Origin of the sequence: Actinomadura chokoriensis, from assembly GCF_041463665.1 — a bacterium.
Classification (GTDB): Bacteria; Actinomycetota; Actinomycetes; order Streptosporangiales; family Streptosporangiaceae; genus Spirillospora; species Spirillospora chokoriensis_A.
This window is the reverse complement of sequence record NZ_JAXCEJ010000028.1, coordinates 49,251-66,821: the sequence shown is the minus strand read 5'-3', so window position 1 is coordinate 66,821 and position 17,571 is coordinate 49,251. Positions and strand designations below refer to the sequence as shown.

The 17,571-nt window shown below is 75.1% G+C and carries 12 protein-coding genes; 8 read left to right on the top strand and 4 right to left on the bottom strand.

All coding sequences use genetic code 11. The features are described from left to right. Positions 1 to 8 precede the first annotated feature (8 nt). A complete protein-coding gene (locus SM418_RS32235; protein ID WP_371945108.1) occupies positions 9 to 794 on the top strand; it encodes an MBL fold metallo-hydrolase in 786 nt (261 codons plus the stop codon). Here the strand turns inward: SM418_RS32235 and recD2 are convergent. Continuing rightward, a complete protein-coding gene (gene recD2, locus SM418_RS32230) occupies positions 785 to 3,016 on the bottom strand; it encodes an SF1B family DNA helicase RecD2 (protein WP_371945110.1) in 2,232 nt (743 codons plus the stop codon). The two genes, SM418_RS32235 and recD2, sit on opposite strands and share 10 nt — an antisense overlap. 123 nt (positions 3,017 to 3,139) lie before the next feature. Here recD2 and SM418_RS32225 point away from each other — a divergent pair, with 123 nt between their 5' ends. After that, positions 3,140 to 5,254: a M28 family peptidase gene (locus SM418_RS32225; RefSeq protein ID WP_371945111.1), complete on the top strand. Its 2,115-nt coding sequence runs from the start codon at positions 3,140 to 3,142 to the stop codon at positions 5,252 to 5,254. Here SM418_RS32225 and mtnA read toward each other — a convergent pair. Further along, on the bottom strand, positions 5,244 to 6,272 hold the full coding sequence (mtnA, locus tag SM418_RS32220) for an S-methyl-5-thioribose-1-phosphate isomerase (RefSeq protein WP_371945113.1): 1,029 nt from the start codon (positions 6,270 to 6,272) through the stop codon (positions 5,244 to 5,246). The genes SM418_RS32225 and mtnA overlap by 11 nt on opposite strands. Positions 6,273 to 6,377: 105 nt before the next feature. Between mtnA and imuA' the strand changes: the two genes are divergently transcribed. From imuA' to SM418_RS32200, 4 genes are all read left to right on the top strand, one after another. Further along, positions 6,378 to 7,214 carry a DnaE2-dependent mutagenesis accessory factor ImuA' gene (imuA', locus tag SM418_RS32215; protein WP_371945114.1) on the top strand — a complete coding sequence of 279 codons (837 nt, stop codon included), beginning with the start codon at positions 6,378 to 6,380 and terminating at the stop codon, positions 7,212 to 7,214. Next, positions 7,211 to 8,722 (top strand): DNA polymerase Y family protein, encoded by a 1,512-nt coding sequence (locus tag SM418_RS32210; RefSeq protein WP_371945115.1) that lies wholly within the window; start codon positions 7,211 to 7,213, stop codon positions 8,720 to 8,722. The genes imuA' and SM418_RS32210 overlap by 4 nt, the downstream gene beginning before the upstream one ends. Before the next feature lie 9 nt (positions 8,723 to 8,731). Further along, positions 8,732 to 12,004, top strand: coding sequence for an error-prone DNA polymerase (locus SM418_RS32205; RefSeq protein WP_371945117.1), 3,273 nt, complete (start codon positions 8,732 to 8,734; stop codon positions 12,002 to 12,004). A 113-nt stretch (positions 12,005 to 12,117) separates the two neighbouring features. Next, positions 12,118 to 14,265, top strand: a complete 2,148-nt coding sequence (locus SM418_RS32200; protein ID WP_371945119.1) for a protein kinase domain-containing protein — start codon at positions 12,118 to 12,120, stop codon at positions 14,263 to 14,265. Between the two features lie 10 nt (positions 14,266 to 14,275). Here the strand turns inward: SM418_RS32200 and SM418_RS32195 are convergent, their stop codons facing one another. Next, the gene (locus tag SM418_RS32195; protein ID WP_371945121.1) at positions 14,276 to 15,205 is read right to left on the bottom strand and encodes a Ppx/GppA family phosphatase; all 930 of its coding nucleotides are present in this window, start codon (positions 15,203 to 15,205) and stop codon (positions 14,276 to 14,278) included. A gap of 63 nt (positions 15,206 to 15,268) precedes the next feature. Here SM418_RS32195 and SM418_RS32190 point away from each other — a divergent pair, with 63 nt between their 5' ends. Beyond that, complete coding sequence (locus SM418_RS32190) at positions 15,269 to 15,697, top strand: PH domain-containing protein (RefSeq protein ID WP_371945123.1); 429 nt, start codon at positions 15,269 to 15,271, stop codon at positions 15,695 to 15,697. Here SM418_RS32190 and SM418_RS32185 read toward each other — a convergent pair. Continuing rightward, entirely contained in the window at positions 15,694 to 16,596 is a 903-nt protein-coding gene (locus SM418_RS32185) for a ribokinase (RefSeq protein ID WP_371945125.1), read from the bottom strand. The two genes, SM418_RS32190 and SM418_RS32185, sit on opposite strands and share 4 nt — an antisense overlap. A 151-nt stretch (positions 16,597 to 16,747) precedes the next feature. Between SM418_RS32185 and SM418_RS32180 the strand changes: the two genes are divergently transcribed. Beyond that, positions 16,748 to 17,551 carry an SAM-dependent methyltransferase gene (locus SM418_RS32180; protein ID WP_371945126.1) on the top strand — a complete coding sequence of 268 codons (804 nt, stop codon included), beginning with the start codon at positions 16,748 to 16,750 and terminating at the stop codon, positions 17,549 to 17,551. The last annotated feature ends 20 nt before the right edge of the window (positions 17,552 to 17,571 follow it).

Here is a 17,571-nt window from a genome sequence, read left to right as displayed (position 1 = left end):
GGAGTTCCATGCGCGTCCACCACCTCGACTGCGCCCCCATGCGGGTGATCGAGCCCGCCGACGGGCCGGAGAGCCCGCTGCGGCCCGCGCGGGCCGCCGGCCATGTGCTGCTGGTCGAGACCGACTCGTCCGGGCTGGTCCTCGTGGACGCGGGGATCGGCCTCGGCGACATCGAGCACCCGTCCGAGCGGCTGCTCGACGACTGGGTGGAGATGGCGGGGCCTGTGCTCGACCCCGCCGCGACGGCCGTCCGGCAGGTCGAGGCGCTCGGGCACTCCCCCGCCGACGTCCGGCACGTCGTCCCGACGCACCTGCACCGCGACCACGCCGGCGGGCTGAGCGACTTCCCGCAGGCGGCCGTGCACCTGTTCGAGGCGGAGCGGGCGGACGGCGGCAAGACCCCGGCGCAGCTCGCCCACGGCCCGGAATGGGTCGTCTACGGGGACGGGGGCGGCGAGACCTGGCACGGGTTCGACGGCGTCCGGGCCCTGGACGGGGTGGCCGGGGACATCCTGCTCGTCCCGCTCGGCGGGCACACTCCGGGGCACGCGGGCGTCGCGGTGCGGGACGGCGGCCGCTGGCTGCTGCACGCCGGGGACGCGTACATGTACCACGGGGAGGTCGACCGCCCGGAGCCGGTCGTGCATCCGCTGATGGAACTCGTCCAGGCGGGCGGCGAGGCCGACCGCGAGCTGCGCCTCGCGAACGTCGCCCGGCTGCGGGAGCTGGCGCGCGGCGGCGAGGTGGAGGTCTTCTGCGCCCACGACCCGTGGGAGCTGGACCGCTACCGCTGAGACAGGCGGTGGGCGAGGGCGGTGTGGCGGCGGCCCGCGCCGGCGGTGCGGACGGCGGCGGCGAGGGCGCGGCGCGAGCCGACGAGGACGACGAGCCTCTTCGCGCGGGTGATGCCCGTGTAGAGGAGGTTGCGGCGCAGCATCATCCACGCGCCGGTGGTGAGCGGGACGACGACGGCCGGGTACTCGCTGCCCTGCGACCGGTGGATCGTGATCGCGTAGGCGTGGGCGAGTTCGTCCAGCTCGTCGAAGGCGTACTCGATGCTCTCGTCCTCGTCGGTCACGACGGTGAGCGACTGCTCTTCCAGGCTGACCTTCGCGACGACGCCGACCGTGCCGTTGAAGACGCCCGCCTCGCCCTTGTCGTAGTTGTTGCGGAGCTGGGTGACCTTGTCGCCGACGCGGAAGGCGCGCCCGCCGTGGCGGCGTTCGGGGCGGGCGTCGTCGTGCGGGGTCAGGGCCTCCTGCAGCAGCGTGTTCAGGGAGCCCGCCCCGGCCGTGCCCCGGTGCATGGGCGTGAGGACCTGGACGTCGCGGCGCGGGTCGAGGCCGAACCTGCGGGGGATGCGGTTGGCGACGACGTCCACGGTGAGTTCGGCGGCCTCGTCCTGCTCCTCGCACGGGAAGAGGAAGAAGTCGTCGTAGCCGCGGGTGTGCGGGTGGTCGCCGGCGTTGACGCGGTGCGCGTTGACGACGATGCCGGACTCCCGCGCCTGCCGGAAGATCTTCGTGAGCCGGACGCGCGGGACGGCCTCGGCGCCGAGCAGGTCGGCGAGGACCTCGCCCGCGCCGACGGACGGCAACTGGTCGACGTCCCCGACGAGCAGCAGGTGCGCGCCGCGCGGGATCGCCTTCACCAGCTTGTTGGCGAGGATGAGGTCGACCATGGAGCTCTCGTCCACGACGACCAGGTCGGCGTCGAGGGGGCTGTCCTGGTCGTACTTGGGGTCGCCGCCGGGCTGGAGCTGGAGCAGCCGGTGGACCGTCGCGGCCTCGTGCCCGGTCAGCTCCGCGAGGCGCTTGGCGGCGCGCCCGGTCGGGGCCACCAGGACGATCTCGGCCTTCTTGGCGGCGGCCAACTCCACCACGGACCGGACGGTGAAGCTCTTGCCGCAGCCGGGGCCGCCGGTCAGCACCGAGACCTTGGACGTCAGCGCGAGCTTGACGGCCTCCTGCTGCTCGGCGGCGAGTGCCTGGCCGGTGCGCTGCTCCAGCCACGGGAGGGCCTTGTCCCAGTCGACGTCGGCGAACGCCTTGAGCCGGTCGGTGGGGGCGTCCAGCAGTTCGAGGATGCCGCGGGCGAGGGAGCGTTCGGCCCGGTGGAAGGGGACGAGGTAGACGGCGGGGATCGTCGCGGCGTCCTCCCCCGCGCCCGGGATCGGCTCCCGGACGACGCCCTCGTCGCGAGCCAGCTCGTCCAGCGCCGGGACGATCAGCTCCCGCGGCACGCCGAGGATCTTCTCCGCGGCCGTGACCAGGTTCGGCTCGGGCAGGAAGCAGTGCCCGTCGTCGGCGGCCTCCGACAGCGTGTACTGGAGGCCCGCCTTGATCCGCTCGGGGCTGTCATGGGGGACGCCGACGGCCTGCGCGATCGTGTCGGCCGTCTTGAACCCGATGCCCCACACGTCGGACGCGAGCCGGTACGGCTGCCCGCGGACGGTGTCGATCGACTGGTCGCCGTACTGCTTGTAGACGCGGACGGCGAGCGACGTGGAGACGCCGACGCCCTGCAGGAAGACCATCACCTCCTTGATGGCCTTCTGCTCCTCCCACGCGTCCCCGATCCGCTTGGTGCGCTTCGGGCCGAGGCCCGGGACCTCGACGAGGCGCTCCGGCTCCTCCTCGATGATCCGGAGGATGTCGGTGCCGAAGTGCTCCACCATCCGGTCGGCCGTCACCGGCCCGATCCCCTTGATCATCCCGGAGCCGAGGTAGCGGCGGATGCCCTGGATCGTCGCCGGCAGGACGGTCGTGTACGACTCGACCTCGAACTGCTTGCCGTACTTCGGGTGCGAGCGCCACCGGCCGACCAGCCGCAGGCTCTCCCCCACCTGCGCGCCGAGCAGCGCGCCGACCACCGTGAGCAGGTCGGCCCCGCTCTTCGCCGTCGCCACGCGCGCGACCGTGTAGCCGGTGTCCTCGTTGGCGTAGGTGATCCGTTCCAAGACCGCTTCAAGCTCCGCCGGACGCGGCGTGGCGTTGGGGTTCGGGGAGGTCGGCACGATCACCATGATGGTCGATCCAGGTGACGGAATGGCCGGATCCGGCAGGCGAACTGGATCTCACCCCGGTCCGGACGTACGTTCCGGGCCCACCCGCACCGAGAGTACTGAGAGGTAACGCTGGTGTTCCGCTCCCGAACCCAGGCACTGGCGCTCACGGCCTCGGCCGTGGCACTCGTCCTCGCCGCCGCCGCGGTCCCCGCCGCGGCCTCGCCCCCTGCCGGAACCGATCCGATCGCGGGGTTCACCGACGCGCACGCGGCCTGGCAGCGGCGGTACGAGACGCTGCTCGGCACCGTCCCGTCCGCGCGGGTCGCCCGCGCCCTGGACGCCGAGCTGTCCAGCGAGCCGGGGCTCGCCACGACGACCGGCGACCGGCGCCGCGTCCAGCGCATCGTCCGGCGGCTCCGGTCGTACGGGCTCGAGCCCGAGGTCCGGACGTACTACGCGTACCTGTCCCGGCCGCGGCATGTGAAGGTCGAGATGACCGCGCCCCAGCGCCGCACGCTGCCGGTCAAGGAGGAGAAGAGGCCCTGGCAGGAGCACTACGACGAGGTCATCCCCGGGCACAACGGCTTGTCGCCGTCGGGGGACGTCCGGGGCGAGGTCGTCTACGCCAACTACGGGCGGCCCGAGGACTTCGAGCTGCTCGCCGGGAACGGCGTCTCGGTCAAGGACAAGATCGTCCTCGTCCGGTACGGCGCGGTGTTCCGCGGGATCAAGCCGCGCGAGGCCGCCAAGCGGGGCGCGAAGGGCGTGCTCATCTACTCCGACCCCGCCGACGACGGGTTCGTGCGCGGCCCGGTGTACCCGGACGGGCCGTGGCGGGCCCCGGACGGCATCCAGCGCGGCAGCGTCGCGCAGATCCAGCTCGCGGCCGGGGATCCGCAGACGCCCGGCTGGCCGTCGGTGAAGGGCGCCCGCCGGCTCCCGCCGTCGCAGGCGCCGATGCTGAAGGGCCTCATCCCGACCATGCCGATCTCCTATGGCGCGGCCGAGCCGCTGCTGCGGGCGCTGAATGGAGACCGGGCGCCGAAGGACTGGCAGGGCGGCCTGCCGTTCACGTACCGGTTCGGGCCGGGCGGGACGAAGGCGCATCTGGACCTGCGGAACGAGTTCCAGGTGCGTCCGCTGTGGGACGTCACCGTGCGCATCCCCGGCAGCGAGCACCCCGAGCAGGAGGTCATCCTCGGCGCGCACCACGACTCGTGGGCGTACGGCAGCAGCGACAACCTCTCCGGCACGGAGAACGTGGTCCAGGTTGGGCGCGCTCTGGGGGAACTTCTCCGGAAGGGGTGGCGGCCGAAGCGCACCATCGTCCTGGCCACCTGGGACGGCGAGGAGTACGGGCTCTTCGGCTCGACCGAGTACGCCGAGCAGCGCGCGGGCCGGCTCCGCGACGTCGTCGCGTACGTGAACATGGACGGCGCCGCCGGCTCGCAGTTCGGCGCCTCGGCGACGCCCGCGCTGGACCGGGCGGTCGTCGACGCGTCCAAGCAGGTGCGGTGGCCCGGCACGGACGGGACGCTGTACGAGGCATGGAAGGCGCAGCACGACGGGGAGACCCCGATCGACCGCATCGGCGGCGGCTCGGACTTCCAGGCGTTCTTCCAGCGGTACGGGGTGCCCGCGATGGACCTCGGCTCGTCCTCCCCCGGGGACTCCGGCAACTACCACTGCGCCTGCGACGACTTCTACTGGATGTCGCACTTCGGCGACCCGAACTGGGAGTACCACGCGGCGATGGCGCGGCTGGCCGGCATCGCGACGCTGCGGCTCGCCAACGCCGACGTCGTCGCGCTGGGCTACCGCCCTTACGCGGCGGAGACCGCCCAGTACCTCGCCGACTTCACCGCCGAGCAGCGCAAGCGGCTGGGATCGGTGGTCGTGGACGTCTCGCGCGACATCGAGCAGGCCAGGGCGTGGCAGCGCGCCGCCGAGGCATTGCAGGCGCGCGCGGACGAGGCGCTCGGCAAGGGCGACACGGCCGCGTTCCGGCGCCTCAACGACAAGATCATGCAGACCGAGCGGGACCTGCTGACGCAGGCCGGGCTGCCGGGCCGTCCCTGGTACCGGCACCAGATCTACGCGCCCGGCATCGACACCGGCTACGCCACCCAGCGGCTGCCCGCGCTGAACGACGCCCTGTTCGTCGACCATGACGTCCGGACCGCGAAGGTCTACGAGGAGCAGCTGTACGGCAGCCTGCGCGCCGCGACCCGCACCCTCACGCCCTGAGCCGGCCGGGTGTCGCGCCCGCCGACACCTCCAGCACGCCCGTCTCGGTGACCAGCGCGGTCACGAGGCGGGCGGGCGTGACGTCGAACGCGGGGTTGAACGCGGCCACGCCGTCCGGGGCGGTTCGGGTGCCGCCCCAGGTCACGATCTCGCCGGCGGGACGCTCCTCGATCGGGACGCCGTCCCCGTCCGCCAGGGCCGGGTCGACGGTGCTCCACGGTGCGGCGACGACGAACGGGATCCCGGCGGCGTGGCAGGCCAGCGCCACGCCCACCGAGCCGATCTTGTTGGCTGCGTCGCCGTTGGCGGCGATCCGGTCGGCGCCGATGACGGCGACGTCGGCGAGGCCGCGCAGGATCGTGCTCGGCGCGGCGGCGTCCGCCTGGACGACGCACGGGATGCCCGCCCGGTCGAGTTCCCAGGCGGTGAGCCGCGCGCCCTGCAGCAGCGGGCGGGTCTCGTCGACGTAGACGATCTCGACGCGGCCCCGCTCGTGCAGTTCCCGGACGACGCCGAGCGCGGTCCCCCAGCCCGCCGTGGCGAGCGCGCCCGCGTTGCAGTGCGTGAGGACCCGCAGGGGCCGGTCGCCCACCCGCTTCAGGATCCAGTCGGCGCCGAAGGCGCCGATGGCCCGGTTGCCGCGGACGTCCTCGTCCAGGAGCGCCTGCGCCTCGGCGGCCACCGCGCCGGCGCCCTCGACCGCGAACGGCAGGACGCGGTCGACGCCGGCCGCGAGATTCACCGCGGTCGGGCGGGCCTCGCGGACCCGCGCGACCGCCGCGTCCAGCGCGGCGTCGTCCCACCCCTCGCGGGCGGCCTGCAGGACGGCGACGGCGACGCCGAACGCGCCCGCGACGCCCAGTGCGGGCGCCCCGCGCACGACCAGCCGGCGGATCGCGTCCACCAGCGTGTCGACGTCGCGTGCGACGACGTACTCGACGCGGCCCGGCAGGACGGTCTGGTCCAGCAGGCGCAGCCCGTCGCCGGTCCACTCCAGCGTGCGCACGTCGTTCCTCATACCGCCCATGATGCCCGCAAAATACCGCGAACCCCTACGCCACCGGGCTTTGCCCCTCCGCAACTCCGCTGTGTGACCTGCGATAACTTGACAGAGGTCGAACCTGTGTTCGAAATTGTGCAGGGGGCGTTCGAGAGGAGGACGACGGTGCCGGAGGCCGCGCTGCGGGACCTGTCGGCGGCGCTGGAGGGGGTGCCGCTGGAGGGGGTGCCGCTGGAGAGGGCGCCGCGCGAGACGGTGCCCGTGCTGCCCGCGCTGCGGCCCGTCCTGCCCGGCGGCGGGTTGCGGCCGGGCTCGGTCGTCGGCCTCGGCGGGCTCGGCGCCGCGTCCCTCGGCCTCGCGCTCGTCGCGGGCGTCTCCCGGCACGGCGGCGCGGACGGCGCCGGCGGCTGGTGCGGCGTCGTCGGCGTCCCGGACTTCGGCGTGGCCGCCGCCGCCGGGATGGGGGCCGCCCCCGAACGGATGCTGCTGGTCGACGACCCCGGCGACCGCTGGCCCGACGTGGTCGCCGCGCTGGCGGAGGCCGTCGACCTGGTCCTGCTGTGCCCGCCGGAGCGTCCGGGCGCCGCCACCGTCCGGCGGTTGTCGGCGCTGGCCCGCAAGCACGGCTGCGTCCTGGCGCTGACCGGCGCGTTCGCCCGCGACTGGCCGGGCGCCCGGCTCCGCCTGCACCTGGACGACGTGCGCTGGGACGGCCTCGGCGACGGCCACGGGCGGCTCACCGCCCGGCGCGTCCAGGTCACCGCCGAGGGCCGCGACGCCCCCGGCTCCGGCCGCCGCGCCCGCCTCTGGCTCCCCGCCGCCGACGGCACGGTCAAGCCCGATGACTGCGCGCGGCCGCCGCTCGAACTCGTGCCCGGCGCCGTCGCCGACGGCGCGACCGTCCATCGGCGGCCGTCCGGTGCTCTGCCGCCGGTGCGGGTGACGGAGGGGATCGCGTGACGCGGGTGCTGGTCGTGTGGTGCCCGGACTGGCCGGTCACCGCCGCCGGGGTCGACGCGGCGACGGCCGGGGCGGTGGTGGCGCAGGGGCGGGTGGCCGCGTGCTCGGCGGCGGCGCGGGCCGCGGGGGTGCGGCGCGGGCAGCGGCTGCGGGACGCGCAGCGGCGCTGCCCCGGCCTGGTCGTGCGGGAACGCGACACCGACGCGGAGGGCCGCCGGTTCGAGGAGGTCGTGGAGGCGGTCGCGGAGCTCGCGCCGCGCGTCGAGGTGGTCCGGCCGGGGCTGTGCGCGATCCCGGCGCGGGGGCCGGCGCGCTTCTACGGCGGCGAGGAGGCGCTGCGCGTCCTGGTGCAGGACACGGTCGTGGAGGCCGGGCACGACTGCGGATCGGGCGTCGCCGACGGGCTGTTCGCGGCGGAGCTGGCGGCGCGGGCCGGGGAGGGCGGCGTCGTGGCGCCGGAGGGCGGCGCGGCGGCGTTCCTCGCGCCCTACCCGCTGTCGGTGCTCGGCCGGCCCGAGCTGGCCGACCTGCTGCGGCGGCTCGGGATCAGGACGCTCGGGGACTTCGCGGCGCTGCCGTCCGGGCACGTCGCCGGGCGGTTCGGGCTGGACGGGGCGATCGCGCACCGGCTGGCGCGCGGCGAGGAGCCGCGCCCGCTCGCACCGGGCCGCGGCGCGGCGGACCTGTCGGTGCGCGGCGACTTCGACCCGCCCGCCGAGCAGGCCGAGCGGGTGGTGTTCGCGGCGAAGCGGCTCGCGGGCGAGCTGCACGAGGGGCTCGCGGCGGGCGGTCTCGCGTGCGTCCGGCTGGAGGTCGCGGTCGGGTTCGCGGACGGGCACGTGCTGCGGCGGCTGTGGCGGCACGAGGGCTTGTCGGCGCTGGCCGTCGCCGAGCGGGTGCGCTGGCAGCTGTCGGCCTGGCGGGGCGCCAAGGCCGAGGACGTGTGGGGCGGTGTCACGTGGGTGGAGCTGGCGCCGGACCAGATCGTCCCGGACGAGGGACGCCAGGAGGCGCTGTGGGGCCGGACGTCCGTCACCGACCGGATCACGCGGGCCGCCGACCGCATCCAGGCGCTGCTCGGGCATCAGGGGATCACCCGGCCCGTGCTCGTGGGCGGGCGCGGCCCGGGTGAGCGGGTCGCCCGGGTGCCCGTCGGGGATCTGGACCCCTCCGGCCTGCCCGAGGGCCCGTGGCCCGGTCGTGTGACGGGCCCCGCGCCCGCGGTCGTCCCCGTGTCGCCGCCCCCGGCGGAGCTGGTCGACGGGTCCGGCGAAGCGGTGGTCGTGTCGGCGCGGTGCGAGGTGTCCGCGCCGCCCGCGACGCTCGTGTTCCGCGGCCGCTCCGCCGCCGTGACCGGCTGGACGGGCCCGTGGCCGGCGGACGAGCGCTGGTGGGATCCGGGCGCGTCCCGCCGCCGGGCGCGTTTCCAGGTCACCACGGACGACGGCGCCGCCTACCTGCTCGCCGTCGAGGGCGGCCGATGGCACGTCGAGGCCGTCTATGACTAGGGGCGGCGCATGACCGGCTGGTACAACCCGCCGATCTCGTGGCGGGAGTTCGAGGAGCGGCTGTCGTGGCGGCCGTCCGAGCGGCCGCCGGACGAGCCGCCGCCGGAACCCGGCGTCCCGCGCCGCGCCGAGGCCGAGGTGCCGTGGGCGGAGCTGCACGTCCACTCGTCGTTCAGCTTCCTGGACGGGGCCAGCGACCCCGGTTCGCTCGTCGCCGAGGCGGCGCGGCTCGGCGTGGAGGCGATGGCGGTCACCGACCACGACGGCATGTACGGGGCGGTGCAGTTCGCGCAGGCCGCGCATGACGCCGGGATCGGGACGGTGTTCGGCGCGGAGCTGAGCCTCGGCCTGCCCGGCCCGCAGACCGGCGAGCCCGACCCGGCGGGACGGCATCTGCTGGTCCTCGCGCGGGGCGCGGCCGGATACGCGCGGCTGTGCTCGGCGATCACTTCGGCGCAGCTGGCGGGCGGGCGCAAGGGCCGTCCCGTCTACGACCTCGACGCCCTCGCCGGTGCGCACGGCGGCCGCTGGGCGGTGCTGACCGGATGCCGGAAGGGCCCCGTCCCGGCGGCGCTGGAGGCGGGCGGCCCGGACGCGGCGGAGCGCGAGCTGCGCGATCTGATCTCCATGTTCGGCCGCGCGAACGTGTTCGTGGAACTGGTCGACCACGACCAGCCGGACGACGACCTCCGCAACGACGCCCTCTTCGAACTGGCGGGCCGCGCCGGTGTGGACGTCGTGGCCTCCAACAACGTGCACTTCGCGGCTCCGGGGGCCGACGCGCGGCTGGCGCAGGCGCTGGCCGCCGTCCGGGCCCGCCGCGGCCTGGACGACATGGTCGGCTGGCTCCCGGCGAGCGGCACCGCGCACATCCGGAGCGGCGCCGAGATGGCCCGGCGGCTCGCCAGGTTCCCCGGCGTCCGGGAACGGACGGTCGACCTGGCCCGGGAGTGCCTGTTCGGTTTCGACGTGGTCGCGCCCCGGCTGCCCGACTGGCCCGTCCCGGACGGGCACACCGAGGCGACCTGGCTCCGGCGCCTGGTGAAGGAGGGCGCGCTCGAGCGGTACGGGCCGCCCGGGCGGGAACGGGTCCCCGGCGCGTACGCGCAGATCGCCAAGGAGCTGGACGTCATCGAGCAGCTCGGCTTCCCCGGCTACTTCCTGATCGTCCACGACATCGTGGAGTTCTGCCGGGGCCGGGGCATCCTGTGCCAGGGACGCGGGTCGGCGGCCAATTCGGCGGTCTGCTACGCGCTCGGCATCACGGGCGTCGACGCCGTCCGGCACGGGCTGCTGTTCGAGCGCTTCCTGTCGCCCGGACGCGACGGCCCGCCCGACATCGACCTCGACATCGAGCACAGGCGCCGCGAGGAGGCCATCCAGTACGTCTACGGCAAGTACGGGCGGGAGTGCACGGCGCAGGTCGCGAACGTCATCGGCTACCGGCCGCGGATGGCCGTGCGGGACGCCGCCCGCGCGCTCGGCTTCTCCCCCGGACAGCAGGACGCCTGGTCGAAGGGCATCGACCCGCGCGACCCGGTGGGGTCGGAGACCGACGTCCCCGCGCCGGTCCTGGAGCTGGCCGGCCGGATGCTGGAACTGCCCCGCCACCTCGGCATCCACTCCGGCGGCATGGTGATCGCGGACCGGCCGGTCGGCGAGATCTGCCCGATCGAGTGGGCCACGATGCCGGGACGAAGCGTCCTGCAATGGGACAAGGACGACTGCGCGGCGGCCGGGCTCGTGAAGTTCGACCTGCTCGGCCTCGGCATGCTCGCCGCGCTGCACGACTGCTTCGACCTGGTGGACGAGCACCACGGGCGGCGCTACGACCTCCAGTCGGTCCCGGCGGAGGACCCGCTCGTCTACGACATGCTGTGCGACGCCGACACGGTCGGGGTGTTCCAGGTCGAGTCGCGGGCGCAGATGGCGACGCTGCCGCGCCTGCGGCCCCGGACGTTCTACGACCTGGTGGTGGAGGTGGCGCTGATCCGGCCGGGCCCGATCCAGGGCGGGTCGGTCCACCCGTACCTGCGGCGGCGCAAGGGCGAGGAGCCCGCCGTGTGCCCGCATCCGCTGATGGAGCCCGCCCTCGGCCGGACACTCGGCGTGCCGCTGTTCCAGGAGCAGATGATGCAGCTGGCCGTCGACTGCGCCGGGTTCACGCCCGCGGAGTCGGACCAGCTCCGGCAGGCGATGGGCGCCAAGCGCGCCCCCGAGCGGGTGGAGCGGCTGCGGCGCCGGCTGCTGGACGGGATGGCCGCGCGCGGCATCCCGTCCGACATCGCGGAGAGCGTCTACGAGAAGATCCTCGGCTTCACCGGATTCGGGTTCCCCGAGTCGCACGCGCAGAGCTTCGCGCATCTGGTGTACGCGAGCGCCTACCTGAAGCGTCACTTCCCTGCCGCGTTCACGGCCGCCCTGGTGCGCAACCAGCCGATGGGCTTCTACAGCCCGCAAAGCCTTCTGGCCGATGCCAGGCATCACGGTGTCGTGGTCAGGGGGGTCGACATCAACGCCAGCGACGTCCATCCGACGCTGGAAGAGGCCATCGACGTCGACTCCGACCATCCGCACGCGCCGAACGAGCCGCAGCCGGCGATCCGGCTGGGCCTGTCCGGAATCCGCAACCTGGGCGACGCCACGGCCGAGGCCGTCGCGGCGGGACGTCCCTACACGGGCATGGAGGACCTCGCCCGGCGCGTGCCGCTGTCGGCCGGGGCGCTGGAGGCGCTCGCCACCGCGGGCGCGTTCGACGGGCTCGGCCTGTCGCGGCGGGAGGCGCTGTGGGCGGCGGGCGCGCTGGCCGGTTCCGGCCCGGGGCAGCTGGAGGGCGTCACGCCGGGCGCGTCGGCGCCCGCGCTGCCCGCGATGACGCCCATCGAGGAGACCCTCGCCGACCTGTGGGCCACCGGCGTCTCCCGCGTCCACCCGGTCGCGCACGTCCGGGAGGCGCTCGACGAGCTCGGCGCCCTGTCGTCGGCGCGGCTCGCCGGGACGCCGGGCGAGACCAACGTCGTCGTCGCCGGGCTCGTCACCCACCGGCAGCGCCCGCCGACCGCCGGCGGCATCGTGTTCATGACGCTGGAGGACGAGACCGGCATCGTCAACGTGGTGTGCCCGCCGCAGGTGTTCCAGCGGCACCGGGGCCTCGCCGTCGACTCGCAGGCGCTGCTGGTCAGCGGGCGGCTGGAGCGCGCCGACGGGGTCGCCAGCGTCCGCGCGACCCGGCTGCGGCGGCTGCCCGTCCCCGGCCGGGTGCGGGCGCGCAATTTCCATTGATCCCCGGACGCTAGAACCTTGGGCCGCCCTCTGTCATCGTAAGGAAGCGTTGGGGCCGCGTGCCGCCGCGGGGGCGGCCGCCAAGACGCGGCTCGCGGAGAAAGGTGATCTCCATGGACGGGCCGCGAGCGCCCTCCCTGCGCGAGCTGCGCCCGGACGACCCCACGCGGATCGGCCGGTACCGGATCGAGGCCAAGGTCGGCGAGGGCGGGATGGGCGCCGTCTACCTGGGCCGCGACGAGGCGGGACGTCCCGTCGCGGTCAAGGTCGTCCGCGCGGAGCTGGCCGGCGACCGGACGTTCCTCGCCCGCTTCCACGACGAGGCCGCCAACGCCCAGCGGGTCGCGTCGTTCTGCACCGCGCAGGTCCTCGAACACGGCGAGGACCTCGGTCTCGCCTACATGGTGACCGAGTACATCGACGGGCCGTCGCTGCTGGAGCACGTCGGCGCGAAGGGCGCGCTGTCGCCCGGCATGCTGCACGGCGTCGCGGTCGGCGTCGCCGCCGCGCTCGTCGCCATCCACAGCGCGGGGCTGGTGCACCGCGACCTGAAGCCGAGCAACGTGCTGCTGTCCATCTCCGGCCCCCGGGTGATCGACTTCGGGATCGCCCGCGCGCTGGACGTGGCCTCGTCCCACACCCGGACCGGGCAGGTCGTCGGCACGCCCGGCTGGATCGCGCCCGAGCAGATCACCACGCAGCAGGTCACCCCGGCGGTGGACGTGTTCGCCTGGGGCTGCCTCGTCGCCTATGCGGCGAGCGGCCGCAACCCGTTCGGGCAGGGCTCGTTCCAGCTGCTCGCGGCGCGCGCCGTGCACGCCGAACCCGAGCTCGGCGACCTGCCGCCGTCGCTGTCCGCGCTCGTCCGGGCGGCGCTGAGCAAGGACCCCGCCGCCCGGCCGGACGCCCGCGACCTGCTGCTCTCCCTGGTCGGCGGCGCCGGCGAGGCCGCCGTGACGACCGAGCTGGGCGAAGCGTGGACGTCGCCCCCGGCCGCCGGGAACCCCGGTGTCACCTCGTACGACACCCCCGCGCCCGCACCCGCACCCGCTCCGCCCGTCCCACAACAGCCCGTCCCACAACAGCCCGTCCCACAACAGCCCGTCCCGCAACAGCCCGTCCCGCAACAGCCCAGCACGCAGCCGCCCGTCCCGCAGCAGCCTCTCCCCCAGCAGCGTCTCCAGCAGCAGCCCGTCGCCGCGCCGCCCGTGCCGGAGCCGCGGACGCAGCCGGTGTACGAGCGCCGGACCGACCCGCCCACCGAGCGCGAGTACGCGGTCCCCCCGCCCGTCCTTCCCCGGACCTCGCGTCGGAGCGAGTGGCCGTCCCGGCGGACCACGCTCATCGCCTCCAGCGTGGCGGGCGTGCTGGTGGCGGCGGCCGTGGCGGGCGGCGTCTACTACCTGACCCGGCCGTCCGGCAGCGCGGAGAACACGGGCGCGACACCGGGGGCGTTCCCGACCGGGCAGATGCTGGTCCGCGTCGACACCGAATCCGGCTGGCCGAAGTCGTGCCACGCCGACATCGGCCTCTTCACGCCCGGCAACGGGGATGTGCAAACGCTGGCGAGCGGGTCGAGCTGCGACATCCTGCCCGAGCGGTCACCGGACCGGAGGCTCATCGCGTTCACCCGGACGGGCGGCGGCAAGTCCGAGGCATGGGTGATGAACGCCGACGGCAGCGATCCCAGCAAGGTCACCGACATCGCCGGCGGACGCGTGACCTGGTCCCCCGACGGCAAGCGCCTCGCCTACATGGGCAGGCAGGGCGGCACCAAGCAGATCTTCGCGATCACCCTGCAGGACCACAAGGTCACCCAGCTCACCACGGACGCCTCCGCGAAGGACGACCCGATGTGGTCGTCCAAGGGCCTCGTCTTCTGGAGCAAGCGCGACGGCGGTGTCGAGCAGATCTACACCCTCGACCCGGCCCGTCCCGGCGGCGACTGGAAGCGGCTCACGAACGACCGCGTCCGGTCGGTGGACCCGGAATGGTCGCCCGACGGCTCGAGGATCGCCTTCACCCGGGGAACGTCCGAGGTCAGCAGCATCTGGACGATGTCCGCCGACGGATCCGCCGCGGGGCCGGTGACGTCCGGCGGCGGGCACGACCAGGACCCGGCGTGGTCCGCCGACGGCCGGTGGATCTGCTACGTGCGCGGCCCGGTCGCCGCACCCGTGATCCGCGCCGTCCGGGCGGACGGCACCGAAGACCGCGTCCTCACCCCCAAGAACCGCGTCCTCGGCCACCCGAACTGGTAGCCCGGCGGGCTCAGCCGACGATCATGTCGAGGCGGCGCAGGATGACGCCCTCGCGCAGCGCCCACGGGCAGATCTCCAGCTCGGTCAGCTCGAACAGGTCCATCGCGGCGTCCGCGACGATCCCGCCCGCGAGCAGCTGCTCGGCGCGGCTCTCCGACACGCCGGGCAGCTCGGCGCGCTCGGCGGACGGCATCGGCGCGAGCTTGTCCGCCCAGTCCGTCACGTCGGAGTGGGACAGGGTGCGGCGCTGGAACGGTCCCTCGGCGGACGGCGCGGCCCCGGCGATCCGGGCGAGCTGCCGGAACGTCTTGGACGTGGCCACCGCGTGGTCGGCGGGCCCGTACCTGGCGACGTCGCCGACCTGCCGGGCGATCTCGGCCCGGACGTGCCGGCGCACGTCGCGGATCTCGTCGGGCGGCGGCGGGTCGGCGGTGAACCGGTCGCGGGTGAGCCGGCCGGCGCCGAGCGGCAGCGAGATCGCGACGTCCGGCTCCTCGTCGATGCCGGACGCGATCTCCAGCGAGCCGCCGCCGATGTCCACGACGAGCAGCCGCCCCGACGACCAGCCGAACCAGCGCCGGACGGCGAGGAACGTCAGCCGCGCCTCCTCCTCGCCGGGCAGCGCGCGGATGTCGATCGACTTGTCGGCGCGGATGCGGCCGAGGACGTCCTCGCCGTTGGCGGCGTCGCGGACTGCGGAGGTGGCGAACGCGACCAGGTCCTCGACGCCCTTGTCCTCGGCGATCCGCAGCGCCTCGTCGACGAAGTCGCGCAGCAGCGCCTCGCCCTCCTCGGACAGGCGGTCGGCGTCGTCGAGGTGGGCGGCGAGCCGCAGATCGGCCTTGTGGGAGCACGCGGGAAGGGGCCGCGCCCCCCGGTGGGCGTCCACCACCAGCAGGTGCACGGTGTTCGAGCCCACGTCCAGCACGCCGAGTCGCATGCCTGTGACGCTACCGGACGCGCGCGGCCCGGGCGGGGGCCGGTAGCGGCTACGGTGGCGGGCATGAACGCGGGAGCACGGCGGCGGTGGCGGGTACCCCCAGGTCAGGTGGCGGTGAAGTGCGCCGCGGCGGCGGCCGTCACGGCCCTCGCGGTCCTCTACGGCCACGACCCGCAGTTCGTGTTCCTCGCGGCCGCGGCGGCGGTGGGGCTGAACGCGCTCGCGCTGCGCGACCTGGTCGCGCCGGTCCGGCTCGCCGCCGACGAGGGCGGGCTCACGGTCGTGACCGGCTACGCGGGGCGCCGCCGCGTCGCGTGGGACGAGATCAGCGCGATCCGGGTGGACGAGCGGCGCCGGCTCCTGCTGCGCACCCGGATGCTGGAGATCGAGACCGCCGACGACCTGCATCTGCTCAGCGCGTTCGACCTCGGAGCCGACGTCCACGACGTCGCCGACGAGCTGTACCGGCTGCGGGCCCGGACGAGCCGCTAGGGCTCGGGCAGTTCGTCCGGCGTGGGGTAGGAGCTCTGCGCGCCCGGCTTGCGGACGGCGGCCGCGCCCACGCGGGCCGCGTACCGGGCGGCGTCGCGCAGCGCGTCGCCGCGGGCGAGGCGCAGGCACAGCGCGGCGGTGAAGGCGTCGCCCGCCCCGGTCGTGTCGACGGCGTCCGCCTTCGGGGACGGGATGCCCGTGACGCCCTCGCCGTCGGCGACCACGACGCCGTCGGCGCCCAGCGTGACGACGACCGAGCGGGGCCCGGAGCCGGCGAGCGCCGCCGCCAGCTCGCCGGCGTCGCCGGCGCCGTCCAGCAGGAACGCCGCCTCGTGCTCGTTGACGACGAGGGGGTCGCACAGGGCGAGCAGCTCGCCCGGGACGGGCGCGGGCGGCGACAGGTTGAGGACGACGCGTCCGCCCGCCTCCGCCGCGGCGCGGGCGGCGGCCTCCACGGCGGGCAGCGGAACCTCCAGCTGGAACGACACGACGGACGCCCCGGCGATCATCGCGCGGGCGGCCTCGACGTCCGCCGGGCCGAGCCGGGCGTTGGCGCCGGGCGAGACGATGATGCTGTTGTCGCCGTCCGGCCCGATCGTGATCAGCGCGACGCCGGTCGGCACTCCGGGCGTGGTCGCCAGGTGGGCGAGGTCCACGCCGTCCGCGGCGAGCGCGCCGCGCAGCAAGTCGCCGTGCCCGTCGTCGCCGACCCGCCCGACGATCCCGGCCCGGCCGCCGAGCCGCGCGGCGGCGACCGCCTGGTTGGCGCCCTTGCCGCCCGGATGGACGACGAGGTCGGAGCCGAGCACGGTCTCCCCCGGCGCGGGCCGCCGGTCGACCCCGACCACCAGATCCGCGTTGACCGACCCGACCACGACGACGTCCCAGCGCTCACTCACGGTGTAACGACTACAGGTGCGGCGGCCTTTCGCGCAAGCGCTGGTCACACCGGGTGCGGCCGGCCGGGTCGCCGGCCTCGGCGAGAACCTCGCCCCGGGGCCGTCGCCCGTCCGTGTTGCCGCCGGCCCCCGATGGCACGATCATGACCCGGTGACCGACTTCTCGGACGGGGCCGCCGCCGGCCTGGACACCGGATCCCCCAACGTGGCGCGGATGTACGACTACTGGCTCGGCGGCAAGGACAACTTCGCCGCCGACCGGGAGGCCGCCGAACGCGTCGTCGAGATCTCCGAGGGCCGGGTGGTGCGCGGCGTCCGCCTCAACCGCGCCTTCATGCGCGAGGCGGTGCGCGCCTGCGCCGCGGCCGGCGTCCGCCAGTTCCTCGATCTCGGCTCCGGGCTGCCGACGCGGGAGAACGTGCACGAGGCCGTGACGTCCGTGGCGCCGGACGCGCGGACCGTCTACGTCGACTACGACCCGGTCGTGTGCGCGCACGGCCGCGCGCTCCTCGCCGGCGCGGAGAACGCGGGATTCGCCGAGGCGGACCTGCGCCGGCCGGACGGCGTGCTCGCGCACCCCGCCGTCCGCGACATGATCGACTTCTCCGAGCCGGTGGCGCTGCTGCTGGTGTCGGTGCTGCACTTCGTGGACGACGCCGACGACCCGGCCGCGCTCGTCGCCCGGTACCGGGACGCGCTGGCTCCCGGCAGCCGGCTGATCCTCTCGCACCTGGCCACGGACGCCTTCCCGGAGCAGATGTCGCTGACCGAGCAGGTCTACGAGGGCGCGAGCGCCCGGCTCGGCGCCCGCCCGAGCGCGCAGATCCGCGGGTTCTTCGACGGGTTCGAGCTGCTGCCGCCGGGCCTCGCCGGCCCCCGCGAGTGGCTGGACGGCGGCGTGGCGAGCGACGGCGAACGGTTCGCCGGCCTCGTCGGCATGGGTGAATTGCGATAAAGGCCCAATCACGGCCGATA

What these genes read in the sequence shown, in the direction of transcription:
- SM418_RS32235 (WP_371945108.1), top strand. Translation starts at nt 9, where the DNA reads ATGCGCGTCCACCACCTCGACTGCGCCCCCATGCGGGTGATCGAGCCC.
- mtnA (WP_371945113.1), bottom strand. Translation starts at nt 6,272, where the DNA reads ATGAGGAACGACGTGCGCACGCTGGAGTGGACCGGCGACGGGCTGCGC.
- SM418_RS32205 (WP_371945117.1), top strand. Translation starts at nt 8,732, where the DNA reads ATGACCGGCTGGTACAACCCGCCGATCTCGTGGCGGGAGTTCGAGGAG.
- SM418_RS32200 (WP_371945119.1), top strand. Translation starts at nt 12,118, where the DNA reads ATGGACGGGCCGCGAGCGCCCTCCCTGCGCGAGCTGCGCCCGGACGAC.
- SM418_RS32195 (WP_371945121.1), bottom strand. Translation starts at nt 15,205, where the DNA reads ATGCGACTCGGCGTGCTGGACGTGGGCTCGAACACCGTGCACCTGCTG.
- SM418_RS32190 (WP_371945123.1), top strand. Translation starts at nt 15,269, where the DNA reads ATGAACGCGGGAGCACGGCGGCGGTGGCGGGTACCCCCAGGTCAGGTG.